This is a genomic window from Chryseobacterium sp. 7 (assembly GCF_003663845.1).
Lineage (GTDB): Bacteria > Bacteroidota > Bacteroidia > Flavobacteriales > Weeksellaceae > Chryseobacterium.
In genome coordinates, this window is the sequence record NZ_RCCA01000001.1 from 4428572 (window position 1) to 4445305 (window position 16734).

A 16734-nucleotide genomic window follows, 5' to 3' on the forward strand; every position below is an offset into this window, starting at 1 on the left:
CAATTGAAATCAGGCTCTAAGATATTTTGGAAAGCTTTCTGTCTATTAAATATAAAGCAATTCCCACTGCGATAATTCCCAGTCCTATCAAGCTTTCTTTAGGGTTATGAATGAATGTAAAGTAGAGAATATAAAAACTGAACAGTAAAAAAACAGCCGGAAAAATGTGGAAAGCATTCGACTTAAAAATTTTCCTGTCTTTTTTCTTCAGGAAGAATACGGTTGAAATAGCGAGACTTGCAAAAAGCTGTAAAATAAAAGCCGTATAGACAAATATTTCTTTGAAGCTCCCTGTCAGAATAATAATGGCAGCAATTACTGCATGAGCGAAAATAGCTCTTACCGGAATTCCTTTTTCGTTACCCACTGCTAAAGGTTTCCAAATGGAGGTATGTTTTGCAAAAGCCTGTGTTAATCTTGATCCTACCCACAGATACCCGCTAATTGTTGCAACCAGCTGTAGAGCAATAAAAATATTGACAATCTTTCCAAAAGCGGGACCAAGCATATTGACGGCTGCTTCTCCCATTACATCTTCTTTTCCTGCCAACTGGCTTACCGGAGCATGCTTCAGCATAATATAATTTACCAGAATATAGCTTACCGTTACGAAAACAGTCCCTATAATCAGTGATTTAGGAAGGTTTTTCTGAACATCTTTTATTTCTCCCGCGATATAAGAAGCTGAATTCCATCCCGTGTAGGAGTAGGTTACAAATACCAAGGATGTAGCAAAAGCCGGGAGTATGATTTCGTTCTTCCAACTATCACCGAAGTTCAGGCTATTTCCAATCTGTGGTGAATCTGAAAGTACAACACCCAAAATAACCAGTACAATAATGAAAGCTATTTTAATGAAAGTAAAAAAGTTATGAAATCTGCTGGATGTTTTTAAGCTAAAGGATAAGGCAATTGCAACCAGGAAAATAGCAGCAATTGCAAAACCATTTCCAAAAGAATAATCAAATACAGAAAGGTATTTTGACATAGCTAAGGCTGCCAGAGCCACAGGAGAGGAAAACCCAATAATCAGAGAAACCCAACTTATCAGGTATCCGAACAGCGGATGATAGGTTTCTTTAAGATAAATAAAATCACCCCCGTTTCCTTTAAAATGCGAACCTAATTCAGCATAGCAAAAAGCCCCGAACAGCGCTAGAATTCCTCCGATTGCCCATAGCAGGAATATGCTGTAGGTATTGGTAATATCGGATAACTGAAAGCCCAGGGTTGTAAAAATCCCCGTTCCTATCATATTGGAAACCACGATGGCTGCGGCTGTTTTCCAGCCAATCTGATGTGAGGTAGTACTCATTTAATGATTAAAAATTAAAATTAAGCCTTCCAAAGAAATAATTCCCCAGTGTTCCCATCTGAACCGGCGCATATTTGAATACTCCATAGTATGAATTTTCATAAATCTGGCGATCCGGGAAGACATCAAACACATTGTTGGCTCCTACCGTAAAGTTGATACTTTTTGTAATATCATACCCAACACTGATGTCGGTTACTACTTTCGGGGAGAACTCCTGCACACCTCCAAAAGGATAGCCATCTCTTATTACTTTACCAAAATAGGTATTTCTTACGAGAAAATTAAATTTGCCGATTCCATAATTTAATCCTAATGAGGCTTTTGTTTTGGGAGACAATGTTTCAATGATATTAATCTGATCCGGACCAAAGAATTCATTTTGTGGAGTTCCCAGATTTTCCGGAAAATGGAAATCTGTGATTTTTGTTTCTGTATAATTTCCGGCAAGATTTATATTTAATTTTCCATTCCCAAGGATCCAGTCATAGGAAACCACTACATCTACTCCTTTGGTTTCTGTGTCTATGGCATTGGCAAAGAATCTTCCGCTTTCTACCTTAAACTGTTCTAACCTTGGATCAGTAATATTGCTGGTAATCACAATCCTGTTTTTCACCTTGATCCAATATCCGTCTACTGTAATAAATAATCCTTTTGCAGGTTTTAAAGTGAATCCTGCACTTGCATTGACAGACGTTTCCTGTTTGAGTTTATCAAATCCAAGAATTCTCGCAGCATCACTGTCATTTCTGAAAATCCCTTTGGTGACAATTCCGGAACCGGAAGTGGAGATATCGGCATAAGAGTTATTAAAATACTGCTGTTGAAGAGAAGGCGCTCTGAATCCCGTTCCCACTGCCGCTCTTATTGCATAATTTTTCACAAACTCATATCGTACCGCCAGTTTTCCATTCAGAGTATTTCCAAAATCTGAATAATTTTCAAATCTTGCAGCCGCATCAATATTCAGTTTTTTATCTAAATCATAGGAAACATCTGCATACACTGCTGTTGAATGTCTGTCTTTCTTCAATGCATTATTGGGAGAAAACCCGATAAAGGATTGAGATCCGCCTGCACCTAACACTGTTGATCCTTCTGTGGCAACATTTCCGTTGATGTCATACTGGGTATAAGATGCTTCATCTCCTGCTTTGATCTGGTATTGTTCAAATCTGAATTCTCCTCCGAACGCGATATTGAAACGGTTTATATTTTTGGAAACGTCAAGGTTAATGGTATTTTGAAGGAAGCTGTGTGCTCCGGCATAAAAACTCGTAGGTGATTTTGCTCCCAGTGAAGCATTATTGGTATTGTTTACATTGTAGTTAAAAGTATTGCTTCCGAAAGTATTGCTTAAGTCAAATAACCAGTCATTCAAATTATATTTTGCTCCTACAGCGTAAGAAACATCGTACACCTGTGATCCAAGAGTCGCCTGAAAACCGTTCGGATAAATGGATGAAACCACATTGGATGTTTCGCTCGGAAGTCTTCTGAAGCCAAAACCTTTTCCTTCTTTGATACTGAATCCTCCAAAAGAATACATTTTAAAATGATCATTAAAAGGATATTCTGCATTGAAAAACAGCTGTCCCTGCCTAATTTGGGCATCTCCAATCTGAAAATTAAAATCGTCACGGGTTAATCCTCGTTCTTTAATTTTTGCATCATCTGCTGCCCTTGCCGCTTCCGGATCATCAGCAAATGCATAGGCAAAATTATTCCCAAAAATATCCAGGTCATGATTTTGAGTTCGTGTTGTTTTTCCTCTGTGGCTTAATTGTAGTGAAAGGTTGATATATCCGTCTTTCTTTCCTAATGAAGTTCCATAATTGGCTCCTGCCTGGTAAGTATCACCATCATTTCTTCCGGTTAATCCATAGGTAAGACTTGCTGAAGCTCCTATATTTTTCTTCAGAATAATATTGATGACTCCTGCAATGGCATCAGAACCGTATTGCGCTGCGGCTCCATCTCTTAATACTTCTATCCTATCAATAGCAATAACAGGAATTGTACTTAAATCTGTTCCAACAGAGCCATTTCCAACAGTATTCTGATAATTAACTAAAGAGGTGGAATGTCTTCTTTTTCCGTTAAGCAATACCAGAACCTGATCAGGTCCCATTCCTCTTAAAGTTACAGGATCAATGTGCTCTGTACCATCTGAAGCAGACTGTCTCACTGCATTAAACGATGGAATAACGTAGTTCAGGAGATCCTGAGCAGTCATTTGTGGGGAGCTTCTCTGAATTTTATCGATATTAATTACATCTACAGGAACGGGTGTCTCCAGCTTTGTTCTTTTGACATTACGGTTTCCGACGATGACAATATCTTCGATCTGATTTCCTTTTTCCTCACTTTCCTGAGCAGCGACCAGAATTGCTCCGAGCAATAATACAGCTGTGCTTAATTTTTTCATTTTGTTCTTGACAATTAATAATACAGGTCTGGCGGATATTTCCGCAGATACACAAGACTTCAAGAAATGGAATTCATATAGAATATTGACTTCACTTATCTCCCCCTAAGGGTTGGAATTAGCACCTTTACACTTCTGAAACCGTGTAGGTTGCTAAGGTTTCACGGGGCCAAATCCCTCCACCTTTCTTGATAAATCTACTGCAAAAGTAGACTATTTTTTTAAATGTACAAAAAAAGGCAAATCTGCTACAATGCAAATTTGCCTTTTATTATTTTATATAAATTGTTTACACCTTTATTTTTGAACCATTAAGATGTAATAAGAGTTTAAGAGTATTAAGAGAAACTTCGCTATACGCTTAAGAATCAGAATGATTCATCTTAACTCTACTTTATTGCTTAAATCCTTCTTAATGGTTTTAATACATTTTTTATAAGTCTAAACATTTTTATTTAATGATCATCTTTTGAATGGCTATTCCTGTGTCTGATTTCAGCTGTACCAGATAAGTTCCTGCCGGATAACTGATTTTCGCTTCATAAATCCCGTTTTCTTTATCCAGTTTGAATGAATCAAGCTTTTTACCAGTCATATCAAAAATTAAAATCTCTCCGTTTTTAGCTTTACTGAAAACTAATTGGGCAACTCCATTTTTTACCGGATTATCTGCAATCTGAAGGGATAATTTGTTGGCTGCATTGGTATCTGCTGCTGACAAAGCACCTGCATAATTTCCAAAGATTCTGAATTCTCCAGGCTGTAGAGTAATCGGAGCTGTTGTGGAGACTACATTTGAGATACTGTCGTCCATCAGATTCTGCCATTGGCCTGTGTAAGGGAAATAAGGTACTACATTTTGCACAGAAGTGGTGTAATTGGCTAATACTACTACATTCTTAGTTCCTGTTGCAATAGACGTATCATACACGTAAATTCTTGTGATCAGACCATTAGGATCATTCGTAAGGTTATTGGATTCTATACTGTACGTTTTAGATTTAAAAACCGGATGACTGTTTCTGATATTGATGATTTTAGCCCAGGTATCGTAAACAGCTTTTCTGTTCGCATTCGTATCATATCCTAAAGTAAACGCGATAGGTTTCTCATCTGTTCTACAACCGCTGTCGATAGTACCATTCGCACATCTGTTGATGCTGAATTCATATCCTAATTCACCAAACTGCCAGATCATTTTCGGACCGGGAATGGTAAAGAAAGTTGCACCGAAAGTTTTCATTCTTTCAAGAGCAGTATTCAGGTCTTTCACATTATAGCTTCCATTAGTAGCTCCATATGTAAGATTTTTAAACATCAGTCTTTCTTCATCATGGCTTTCTCCATAGCCTACAGCACTCATATTGGTAAAGCCGTGAAGGCTGTGGCTCATGCGGTCATAATTGCTATTTTCCTGATAGCCCATTGTATTCTGATTGTAAGGATCTGTCTGTTTATTCCAAAGCATAACACCTTTTCCTTCTGCAATTCTGTAGTTCGCCCATTGCTGCTCTTCTGCATCTGTTCCAAGGTGCTCGAAGATCATGTATGAGTTCGGATCCAGAGCCCACTGTCTGTCTGCGTAGTGTTTCATGATATCCACTCTGTCCTGCTGATAGGCATTGGTACATGTTTCGTCGTTTTCGGAACAGCTTTGAGTGAATCCTTTTGTTAAATCCCAACGGAATCCGTCTATGTGATATTCAGTCAGCCATTGCTGAAGACATCTTTCAACGTAATACTGCGTTGAAGGACTTGTATGGTTAAAATCATTGAATACATTGTAGGAATGTTTCGGAACCTGATTGAAGTAAGGGTTATTCGCAGCCACATCTCCATAACCGTCTCCATCCGGATCTATATTCCAAAGTCTTACCAAAGGAGAACGCCCGGTAGCATGATTAAACGCGACATCCAGAATCACCGCAATCCCGTTTTGGTGGCACAGATCTACAAATTCTTTGAATTTTTCCGGAGTTCCATACGCTTTATCCAATGCATAATGGAAGGAAGTATTGTATCCCCAGGAAAGATTTCCTTCAAATTCCATGATCGGCATTAATTCTATGGCATTGATTTTTAAATTTTTTAAATAAGTAATTTTATCAATCAGTGACTGCCAGTTCTTTTCCTGTGTAAAGTCTCTCAATAATACTTCATAGACTAACAGATCTTCTTTTGCTGGTCTCTGAAAATTGGTGACCTGCCAGTTGTAAGCAGCCTGACCTGTTTTAAATGTTGAAACTTCAAAACCCTGCCCGGCAGGAAATGCAGGTAAATTTGGATAAGTAGTTGCCGAAATCCATTGATCGTCATAAGATGATAAAATCTGTGGTGAATAAGGATCTGCTACTTTTCTCAAATCATTGGTTCTATATTGGAAAGTATATAACTGCTGAGGAGTAATTCCATTAAGTTCTATCCAATACAAATCGGGATTTGTAGTATCTCTTTTCATTAAATAAGTATCATTCACCGCCCAGTTGTTAAAACTGCCGATGACATGTACAAAGCTTTTCCCCGGAGCATATAGTGCGAGTCCCACTTTGGTCTGATCTGTCGGGTGATAATTGATTCCCTGTCTCATCCAGTTGGGTATTGCTTCAGAAACCACATTTCTCGGAACCTGTAAAATAAATGTTGCATTTTTAGAATTGGTTCCCTGTGTTGCAACAAGCTCCATACTGGCATCCTGAGTGACTGTGTAACTGTAAGAATAGGATTGTGAAGGAGTTGCAGTAGAATTTACAACCGTTCCATTGGCTTTTAACTGAAATGTTGCATTGACATTGGTTGTAGCCGTAATATTAATGGAATTCCCCACAGGAACTGTGGTAAGGCTATTCGCCAGTGGATTGGTAAGATTTAAGCTTAAAGTCCCTACGTTTACAAAAATATCAGGTGAGGTCTGATGAGATCCTGTTTTATCTTTCAATAAAAACCCGAACCTTCCGATCCCTGTTCTTCCGAAGAAAGAAGTTGGTGTAAAAGTAAGTGAATAGCTGTCTGTTCCGGCGTTATAAACCAGCTTATTCAAATCATTGGAGTTGTTCCAGCTGCCATTCGTAGGACAATCCTGGCTGTTCTGATAATTGGTATCAAAAGACCAGCTCCAGATATAAATGGCATTATTGGAAACTCCCCATGCAGATTCGTCAATCTGATCTCCCGGAACGGTAAGCGTTACAGCATCTGTTTCATTGAATGGATTAGGGGTAATGGTGTAATTGATCTGCCCAAAAACAACAATTGTAATCAGCAGAAAAACAACGGAATAAAATTTTTTCATGTCTTATTTTTTATCGAATATAATATTAATTTTTATTCATACTCATTATTTTGATGAGATATTTCATTTTCAGAAGAAAAAATACATAAAAAAGGCTCATGAAAATTTCATGAGCCTCCCAATAAAAGTAATTGTAATGAACTATTTTTTATATGACGAATATTTTTGAAACAGCTTAATCTTTTATAATCTTTTTAGAAACAATCTGCCCGTTCTTTAATTTCAATTCTACGATGTATAATCCTGAGGGAAGTTCAGTCATGTTGATCTGATTATCCGAGAACTGTACATTCATTCTTTGCCCTACTGCATTGGTAACGTTTACTTTTTCAATCGCTGCGTCAGATTTTACCATCAGAATTCCTTTTGTAGGATTAGGGTACATTCCTACAACAGCTTTATTTAATTTAATATCAGATGTGCTTAAAGAAGATGTAGGCTTGATGCATCTTACGGATGCTCCCTGCCCTCTCATAGCACCAGCTGATGGATTGGCAATAGTAGTCCCGATATACAGATATTTTCCTCCTGAGCTTGAGGTATCAGAACTCCAAAAATATCCTCTTTGTCCTACATACGTAAAGTTACCATCACTTGAGCTTCTGAATCCTCCTGCCGGTAATTTAAGATGGCTGTTATAAGCCGTTGTTGGGCTGGCAATACTTTCAGCTCCTACTAAAGTGGTCCAGTCTGCCTGAGATGGCATTTTCCAGTCTGGTCCAATGGCTTTACAAGGATCTACTCCTACGGATGCATTTACATCTGCAACGGATGCTCCGTTCCATGTATCTCCACCAGAAAAACCTGCCCACCATGCCGGAGAGCCTGCAATATAACCACCTGCAGTTATGCTTGTTCCTTCCGGTGTGTTAGGTGATGGCGCCTGTACTACCTGAGAATTTCTAAGCTGGTGCCCGTCATCCCATCTTCCCCATTGGAAAAGATCTCCGTATGAGTTGGCATCAGCCATTGATGAAGCTACCTGTGCACTTCCCAGATTCTGCTGAAGCCATATTTTTCCGTCTGATCCTCTTACCGTAGTATAAGCAACCTGCTGACCACGATACATAAAGCTTATACATCCAATATCACCTGCATTGGCTCCGGGATCTGTATTGCTGCAAGTCTGAGGATTTAAGTTCAGAGAAATTCTTTTAACTTTTGTTGTAGTGTCAGAATAAGCCAAAACAAGGTAATTCTGTGCTTTATCTACTGCAAGATCATTGTATTTTGCCTCACCATCCGAAACAAAATCTCCTCCAAAAGGAACCCAGTTTTGTGAATCGTCTAATTTATAAACAGTATTTCTCAGGAAATTATCATTTTCAAAACGGCTGGCTACCACATAAGGTGTCCCGGATCCGGTTACCGCTAAAGCAACGTGCTGTACTCTTCCATCAGAAAAGTTGGCATTTCCAACCTGTACCCATGAGTTTCCGTCAAATTTTTTAACATTCACTTTTCTTCCTCCTCCTGAGTTGGATACATAGGCTACATAAATTCTATTGGATCCATCTAATGCAATATCAGCGTTGTACTGCTCTCCTGATGATGAAGCATCTGCAGCAGCTCCGCCTACTAAAGTCCAGTTTTGTGTAGAATTGGCATCTGTACTGTTTTGATACACTTTCAGCCCTCCGGAAACATTACAGGTATAGACCATATTATTGGTTCCGATAACCATTTCAGCAAATTCAGCGCCTCCTGAGAAGCCTGCATTTCCTACTTGCTCCCATGCTCCTCCAAAATATCTTTTTACTGTTCCCGAACCATAAGATCCATAAGTGAATATAATATTATCAGAGGATACCGCAGAAGCCTGGTAATTTACAGAACTTTCTGTAGCATTAGGAAGTTGAGACCACAATGATCCTGTATATAAACGTACTTCCATCCCTGAACCCGGATAACCAAGCTGGTTTGTATAATAAATACTGTTCCCATTAGGGCTTACAGATAATGAGTTGTAAGTGGCTGTTCCCGTAGTAACTCCGGCCGTTCCGCCTAAGTAAGACCATGAGCTTCCGTTGAATTTCTGAACAGAACCTTTTGCTACTGAAACATCATAATATGACAGATAGTAATTTCCTGAGTTATCAATAACAAGATTATTAAAACTGCTTCCTGCTGCAGATACATCCTGAACGCCTCCTACATTTTCCCATTGCTGTGCATACATACAGCTTCCAGCAAGGGTTAGCAGTGCTAATCCCGTTCTTATTTTCTGTATTGCAAAATGTAAATCTTTAAACATATGAAATATTATTTTTAATTATTCTAAATTTAATTTAATTTTGCGCAAAAGTACCTCACATTATCAACCCCGAGTTATCATTTCCGAACTTTTGGTTATCCTGCGAAGAACTTTTCCTTTAAGAAGTTGTACCATGGCCGTAAAAATGTGTTGTATGAGGAATCAATATAAAAGTGGACTTTTGTTCAGATCCGAAGACATCAAAATCATCATGCAGGAAGACCTGTGCCCTGACCAATCCTTCAAATCTCATATGCTGGAAGGGAGGTCCAGTTTTAATCTTATTTTCATGTTGAGTGATAGCATTAATTTAGAGGCTCATGACTGCGGTACTAAATTTCAATTCAAGAAAAATCAATACATCCTCCATTATTCACCAAAAGAAAGTGTTGCGGAATTATGGACAGAAAATCAGGAAATTTTGAGGTATCTTCAGATTCAGATTAATTACCAATATATTTTTAACCTCATCAATCCTGAGCTAAATCATGAGAATGCTGAAATTCTGGAAAATATGATTCATAATAATTTCATTTTCCTTCATAAAGAAACGCCGCCGGACATGACGGTTGAAATGCATATGATTGTAAAGGAGATTCTGGGTTATACCAAAAAAGGGATCATGCAGAAATTATTTATAGAAGCAAAGATCATCAAACTTCTTATTTTAATTTTTGAGCAGTTCAATGAGAAAAACACATTGGAATCTACTCCAAAGATACCGGAAATCATCAGAAAATTTATTGATGAAAATTACCACAGAAATATAAAAGCAGAAGAGATTGGAAAGTATATAGGTTTGAATCAAAATATCATCAGAAAGGAATTCAAGGCTCAGTATCATACAACGATAGCTCATTATATATCAGAGCTCAGAATGCTGAAAGCAAAAAAGCTGATTACCGATAAAGAAATTATGATCAAAGAAATTGCTATTGAGTGTGGTTATGAATACCTGCAGAATTTTACACGGGCTTTTAAAAAGAAATTTGGAGTGTCTCCGGAAAGTCTGAGGAATAATAAATAGAAAAACCGCTTAATTGCTTAAGCGGTTTTGTATATGTTGTTTTGCTTTGATATTACTTTTTCAGAATTAAGGTGAAAAAGCAATGACAATCAATTAATGATGATGTCCGTGATCGTGAAGGAAAGGTCCGTTTCCTTTAGGCTCGTTATAGATAACTTCTACACCTTCCTGCTCAGTAATAAGCTTTCTTCTGATATCTTCAGGATCGAAAGGTTTTACTTTTCCGAAATACTCTTTCAAACCTTCAGTTAGCCACATTGGGATTACTAATCCGAAGAACATAAAAATACACCAGAATCCTACTAGGAACATAGTAATGAAGAATATAGTCCAAAGGAACTGGTAAAACGGCCAAAATGCTGATAATATCGTTATCATTCTCTTAAAGATTTTAGGCAAAAATAGAACTTTTTTCCTTTTTACACAAAAGATCAGGGTTCTATTTTGTTATTTATTTTAATTTTAAACTAATTAGTGGGCAAGATTTGCGAAGAAATCATTCCCTTTATCATCGGAAATAATGAATGCAGGAAAGTCTTTTACTTCAATTTTTCTTACTGCTTCCATTCCTAATTCCGGGAAGTCTACTACATCTACAGACACAATATTGTCTTTGGCAAGAATAGCAGCCGGCCCTCCGATAGATCCAAGATAGAAACCTCCGTATTTGTGACAAGCATTGGTAACATCTTTACTTCTGTTTCCTTTTGCCAGCATAATCATGCTTCCGCCATGACTTTGGAACTCGTCTACATAAACGTCCATTCTTCCGGCAGTAGTAGGCCCGAAACTTCCTGAAGCCATTCCTTCCGGAGTTTTTGCAGGTCCTGCATAATAGATCGGGTGATTTTTGAAATATTCAGGCATTGGTTTCCCACTGTCGATAATTTCTTTGATTTTTGCGTGTGCGATGTCTCTTGCTACGATTAGTGTTCCGTTCAGTTTTAATCGGGTTTTGATCGGGTATTTTGAAAGCTCGGCAAGAATTTCCGGCATCGGTTTATTTAGGTTAACCTCAACGGCTTCTTCCAAGTGTGGAGGAGTATCAGGCAAGAATCTTTTCGGATCTTGTTCTAATTGCTCAAGGAAGATTCCTTCTTTGGTAATTTTTCCTTTGATATTTCTATCTGCAGAACAAGAAACTCCCATTCCTACCGGACAAGATGCAGCATGTCTCGGAAGTCTGATTACTCTTACATCATGCGTAAGGTATTTACCTCCAAACTGAGCTCCGATGGCACTTTCCTGGCAGATTTTCTGAACTTTAGCTTCCCATTCAAGGTCTCTGAATGCCTGTCCGGCTTCATTTCCTTCTGTAGGAAGATTGTCATAATATTTTGCGGATGCTTTTTTAACGGTTGCAAGGTTGGCTTCTGCTGAAGTTCCCCCGATTACCAATGCTAAGTGGTAGGGCGGGCAGGCAGCTGTTCCAAGATCTGAGATTCTTTCTTTAACGAATTCTTCAAGAGATTTTTCGTTCAATAAAGATTTTGTCTTTTGGTATAAGAATGTTTTGTTGGCAGAACCACCTCCTTTTGTTAAGAATAAAAACTCGTAAGAATCTCCTTTTTTAGCATAGATATCAATCTGCGCAGGAAGGTTAGATCCAGAATTCTTTTCATCAAACATCGTTAAAGGAACAACCTGAGAATATCTTAAGTTTCTTTTCTGATACGTATTGAAGATTCCTTTGCTCAGGTATTCACCATCTTCTACTCCAGTGTACACATTTTCTCCTTTCTTCCCCATTACAATTGCTGTACCTGTATCCTGGCAAGAAGGAAGAGCTCCTTCAACTGCTACTGCAGCATTTTGCAGAAGATTATAAGCAACGAATCTGTCGTTATCTGTAGCTTCAGGATCGTCAATAATTCTTCTAAGACTTTCTAAGTGTGAAGAACGAAGCATGAAAGAAACATCTGCCATCGCTTCTTCGGCTAACAATTCTAATCCTTTCGGATCTACTGTTAAAATTTCTCTGTCCCCCAGTTTTTCAACCTTTACATAGTCTGATGTAAGCTTCTTATACACCGTATCATCTTTCTGAATAGGATACGGATCCTGATATCTAAAATCCATTCAATTTTTGTTTGTGCAAAAATACGTCTCCTGTAAAAAAATATGAGTAAAATCAGTCATTTAAATTGATATTTATAATGATTATAAATTGGCGGTTTCTGAGTTTATAAGTACCTTTATAGAAAGTTATTGCAATAGATTTCAAATTTGCATAATTCAATTTAATGAAAAATACATTAGTCATTTTTTTCTGTTTTATAATGTACAGTAGCTATTTCGGTCAATATGAAAATACGATACAACTTTCAGGAACTTGGACCGGAAAAGTTGAGGGGCATCCAATTAAATTTGAGATTTTGGAAAAAACACCCAATTCTATTACTTTTTCGTTTATCAATTTTCAAAATGAAAGGTTTACAATTTTAAAATCTGATATAACAACTAATGAAAAAAATGAGTTTGTTATTTCTATTAAAGAGGCTAAATTTTCTTCACAACGCTACGAAGATTGCATATTTTCCACAGGAACTTTAACTCTATCTAATGTCTTGCAGGACAGCATGAGACTAAATTTAAAATCAGTTGGCCCAATATGTTTTATAAGCTATGATGTGGGGAGGAATATGCCCGATATAAAGGATCTCATTTTAACAAAAGAAAAATCAAATAAATAATATGAATTACAGAATTGAAAAAGACACCATGGGAGAAGTGCAGGTACCTGCAGATAAACTTTGGGGTGCACAGACGGAACGTTCCAGAAACAATTTCAAAATAGGACCTGAGAGTTCAATGCCGCACGAAATCATTGAAGCTTTTGCTTATCTGAAAAAAGCAGCCGCTTATACCAACACTGATCTGGGAGTACTTTCCGCAGAAAAAAGAGATATGATCGCTAAAGTATGTGATGAAATTCTGGAGGGAAAACTTAATGACCAGTTTCCATTGGTAATCTGGCAGACGGGTTCCGGCACGCAGTCTAACATGAATGTTAATGAAGTAGTTTCAAATAGAGCTCACGTCAATAACGGAGGAACTTTAGGCGAAAAATCTGAAATCCATCCTAATGATGATGTGAATAAATCCCAGTCATCCAATGACACTTACCCTACTGCCATGCACATTGCTGCTTACACAAAAGTGGTGGAAGTAACGATTCCCGCAGTTGAAAAACTAAAAAATACACTGGCTGAAAAGTCGAAAGCCTTCAAAGATGTGGTAAAAATCGGTAGAACCCATTTGATGGATGCTACTCCACTTACTCTTGGACAGGAATTTTCCGGATATGTGGCTCAATTGGAATTCGGATTGAGAGCTTTAAAAAATACATTACCTCACCTTTCTGAACTGGCTTTGGGAGGAACGGCTGTAGGTACAGGATTGAATACGCCTAACGGTTATGATGTAAAAGTAGCGGAATATATTGCTCAGTTTACCAATCATCCTTTCATTACCGCAGAAAATAAATTTGAAGCCCTTGCTGCTCATGATGCGATTGTAGAGTCTCACGGAGCTTTAAAACAGCTGGCTGTTTCTTTATATAAAATTGCTCAGGATGTACGATTACTGGCATCGGGCCCACGTTCCGGAATTGGAGAAATTCATATTCCTGAGAATGAGCCGGGGTCTTCTATCATGCCTGGGAAGGTAAATCCTACTCAGAATGAAGCCATGACTATGGTTTGTGCACAGGTTTTAGGAAATGATACTACGATTTCGTTTGCAGGAACTCAGGGAAATTATGAACTGAACGTTTTCAAACCTGTAATGGCGTATAATTTCTTACAGTCTGCCCAATTGATTGCCGATGCATGTATTTCCTTCAATGATCACTGTGCGGTAGGTATTGAACCGAATCATGAGAGAATTAAAGAGCTCGTAGACAAATCTTTAATGCTTGTTACGGCTTTAAATACTCATATCGGATATGAAAATGCTGCTAAGATTGCGAAGACAGCCCATAAAAACGGAACAACGTTGAAAGAAGAAGCCATCAATCTTGGTTTGTTAACTGCTGAGCAGTTTGACGAATGGGTAAAACCGGAAGATATGGTAGGAAGTTTAAAATAATGATTCTATAACTGATACAATGCAAAAACTCCGGGAGCTTTTCCCGGAGTTTTTCGTTTTGCAATCAAAATATATTCAATTTAATCTAATCCGATGGCCAAGCCGAATATCAGTGCTTTATCATCTTTGAAATAACTGTCTTTAAAGAAATTACTGAAATCCTTCTTCACAAAGACACTGAAACTGTTGTATGAAAAAGTAAGCTGTGCTCCATACACAAAAGGATTCACCTGATAATTTCCGCGGTCTCTGGTTTCGCCATCAATTCCTTTTACAATATTGTTGGTAGACATTTTTACGCCTCCATATACATTCGCTCCAATTTTAAATCCTGTGTAATAGCTTCTGTACTGAATATCCATTCCGGCATTTTTAAGCCTGGAAAAGTTATACTGCACCCCAAGAGGAACCATAATATATCCTGTTCTCAACTTGCTTTTCTCCAGATTTTCGCTGTATTGAGCCAGAGCAACTCCCTGGTTGGCATTTCTTATAAACATCATATTGTTATCTGCTCTTACGGTTCTCCATGAGAATCCTAATCCTGAAGTAATGGCCCATGGACTTGTTCTGCTAAGCTGGTAGTTCAGTTTCAGACCAAATTCCAGGTTGTTGGCATATCCTATGTTTTTATCCAGCTCATTATCTGGAGCACTGTTTGTCAAGGTCATAATTCCGTAAGAGAAATACCCTGTAAAGCTTCTGCTGGGACGGAATTTTTTCAATAATTTTTCTTTAAGTTCTTCTTTGGAAGTAACATCTGTGTTCAAAAGGGAATATCTTACCTGCTTCTGAATAACATCATCCAGGTCAAATCCAAGTTCCTCAATTCTTTTGTCCATTTTCTCAGAATAACGGTCTGCAATCTGAGCTTTTTCTCTGTCAAAATCCGCTTTATCAAGGTTTCTGGCCTGCAAAACCACCAGTTCCTCTTCCATCAGCTTTTTTTCTTCCTGGATGATGGTATTGATCTTCGTGGCATATTCTTCTACTTTCTCTTTTACAATCGGGCTTACTTCGGTGTCTTTCTTAGAAGACAGATTAATATTCAGTCCCTTTTTCTGTGCATGGAATGACGCTGAAACAGAGCATAGCAATCCCATTACGATTAATTTCTTGATCATATTATTAATTTTTATTTTTTTCGGGTAAATTATCTGGCATTCAAATCAATAGTAGCCACGTTGCTTCCATCCTTTGTTTTTTCAATCACATCTTTATGTTCTACTGAGAAAAGCAGTGTGGAAGGATCTACATATTTCTTCTTTTTGACCGGAATTTTTAAAGAATCGGCTTTTGCCATCAGCTTAGGATTAGAAAGCTGTGGAAGATCCAGTTTTTTCAGAGGAAGAGTTTCTTTGGGAATCAGTTTATTCTGACCTATCGCTACAGGGGAAATTACTTCTTCTTTGTTCTGGGAAAGTGTTTTCCTTACTTCCTTTTTATCAATATTATCAACTGCCAGCGGAACTGTATTCTGTACTGGATCTTTTACAATTTCTTCTTCTGTAGCTTTTTTTCCTGTTTGTTTTACCATTTTCGGTTGAGCTTCCGAAGGTTGGTTAAGAAAGTACAGAACACTTCCCAAACTGAATAATGCCATTAAACTTGCTGCTACCAAAAACCAGTTTACTTTTGATTTGAGGCGAGTATTATTGCTGTTATGAAGTTCAATTTCAGACCACAGATCACGGGATGGAGCAATCTCTCTTTCCTCAATCTGCTTTTTGATCTGCTGTTCAATATTATCTGTAAACGTTTTCATTTTTCATCTTTTTTTGTTGTTGAAAGTAGATCTTTCTTAATTTTTCTTTTGCTCTGAACAGCTGCGTCTTGCTGACAGCTACTGAAATCTGCAAAGTATCAGCAATCTCCTGATGAGAATATCCTTCCAGCACATACAGGTTAAAAACCATTCTGTACGCATCCGGAAGCTGATCCAAAAGCTCCTGCGCATTAAAATCACAATCTATTTCAAGCTCATGGATATCTTCGTGAAAAGATTGGTTAATCTCGTCCAGATAGAAAACTGTTTTATGACTTTTAATAAAGTTCAGGCACTCATTCACCACAATTCTTCTCGCCCAGCTATCCAGATTAGACTCTCCCCTGAAGCTTTCTATGTGCTTAAAAATCTTACAAAATGCTTTAATGAGACAATCTTCCGCCTGGTACAAATCACTTACATAGCTTTTGCTTACACTCAGGAATCTCTTGACATTCTGTTCATAGAAAAGTTTCTGTGCAGCCGGATCCTGTTTCTTCAGGAGGCTCAACAAATCATTCTTTTTATTTCCGAACAAAAGTTTCATGCTTATACTGTTTCTAT

12 protein-coding genes and 1 riboswitch are annotated in these 16734 nt (G+C 37.8%); of the genes, 3 read left to right on the top strand and 9 right to left on the bottom strand.

Going from position 1 to position 16734, the window contains the following annotated elements; genetic code table 11:
* Positions 1-16 precede the first annotated feature (16 nt).
* The 4 genes from CLU97_RS20295 to CLU97_RS20310 all read right to left on the bottom strand — a co-directional run bounded on the left by CLU97_RS20295 (position 17) and on the right by CLU97_RS20310 (position 9289).
* Positions 17-1315, bottom strand: a complete 1299-nt coding sequence (locus CLU97_RS20295; RefSeq protein ID WP_121489532.1) for an APC family permease — start codon at positions 1313-1315, stop codon at positions 17-19.
* Between the two features lie 7 nt (positions 1316-1322).
* On the bottom strand, positions 1323-3746 hold the full coding sequence (locus CLU97_RS20300) for a TonB-dependent receptor plug domain-containing protein (RefSeq protein WP_121489533.1): 2424 nt from the start codon (positions 3744-3746) through the stop codon (positions 1323-1325).
* A 92-nt stretch (positions 3747-3838) separates the two neighbouring features.
* A riboswitch (SAM riboswitch) is annotated at positions 3839-3944 on the bottom strand.
* Positions 3945-4197: 253 nt separating this feature from the next.
* Complete coding sequence (locus tag CLU97_RS20305) at positions 4198-7035, bottom strand: alpha-amylase family glycosyl hydrolase (protein WP_121489534.1); 2838 nt, start codon at positions 7033-7035, stop codon at positions 4198-4200.
* Positions 7036-7210: 175 nt separating this feature from the next.
* Positions 7211-9289 carry a T9SS type A sorting domain-containing protein gene (locus tag CLU97_RS20310; protein ID WP_121489535.1) on the bottom strand — a complete coding sequence of 693 codons (2079 nt, stop codon included), beginning with the start codon at positions 9287-9289 and terminating at the stop codon, positions 7211-7213.
* 154 nt (positions 9290-9443) lie between these two features.
* On the opposite strand from CLU97_RS20310, the gene CLU97_RS20315 reads away from it, so the two are divergent.
* On the top strand, positions 9444-10316 hold the full coding sequence (locus CLU97_RS20315) for a helix-turn-helix transcriptional regulator (protein WP_183084619.1): 873 nt from the start codon (positions 9444-9446) through the stop codon (positions 10314-10316).
* Positions 10317-10409: 93 nt separating this feature from the next.
* Here the strand turns inward: CLU97_RS20315 and CLU97_RS20320 are convergent, their stop codons facing one another.
* A complete protein-coding gene (locus CLU97_RS20320; protein ID WP_171006268.1) occupies positions 10410-10694 on the bottom strand; it encodes a hypothetical protein in 285 nt (94 codons plus the stop codon).
* A gap of 93 nt (positions 10695-10787) precedes the next feature.
* Entirely contained in the window at positions 10788-12395 is a 1608-nt protein-coding gene (locus tag CLU97_RS20325; RefSeq protein ID WP_121489537.1) for a fumarate hydratase, read from the bottom strand.
* A gap of 164 nt (positions 12396-12559) precedes the next feature.
* Here CLU97_RS20325 and CLU97_RS20330 point away from each other — a divergent pair, with 164 nt between their 5' ends.
* Positions 12560-13009, top strand: coding sequence for a hypothetical protein (locus CLU97_RS20330; RefSeq protein WP_121489538.1), 450 nt, complete (start codon positions 12560-12562; stop codon positions 13007-13009).
* A 1-nt stretch (position 13010) separates the two neighbouring features.
* Entirely contained in the window at positions 13011-14405 is a 1395-nt protein-coding gene (gene fumC / locus CLU97_RS20335) for a class II fumarate hydratase (RefSeq protein WP_121489539.1), read from the top strand.
* Positions 14406-14485: 80 nt separating this feature from the next.
* Here fumC and CLU97_RS20340 read toward each other — a convergent pair whose 3' ends face one another.
* The 3 genes from CLU97_RS20340 to CLU97_RS20350 are packed head-to-tail and all read right to left on the bottom strand — an operon-like array spanning position 14486 to position 16717.
* Positions 14486-15529, bottom strand: a complete 1044-nt coding sequence (locus CLU97_RS20340; protein WP_121489540.1) for a porin family protein — start codon at positions 15527-15529, stop codon at positions 14486-14488.
* Between the two features lie 29 nt (positions 15530-15558).
* Positions 15559-16170: a hypothetical protein gene (locus tag CLU97_RS20345; RefSeq protein ID WP_121489541.1), complete on the bottom strand. Its 612-nt coding sequence runs from the start codon at positions 16168-16170 to the stop codon at positions 15559-15561.
* The gene (locus tag CLU97_RS20350) at positions 16151-16717 is read right to left on the bottom strand and encodes an RNA polymerase sigma factor (RefSeq protein WP_121489542.1); all 567 of its coding nucleotides are present in this window, start codon (positions 16715-16717) and stop codon (positions 16151-16153) included. Before CLU97_RS20350 ends, CLU97_RS20345 begins: the two co-directional genes overlap by 20 nt.
* Positions 16718-16734 lie beyond the last annotated feature (17 nt).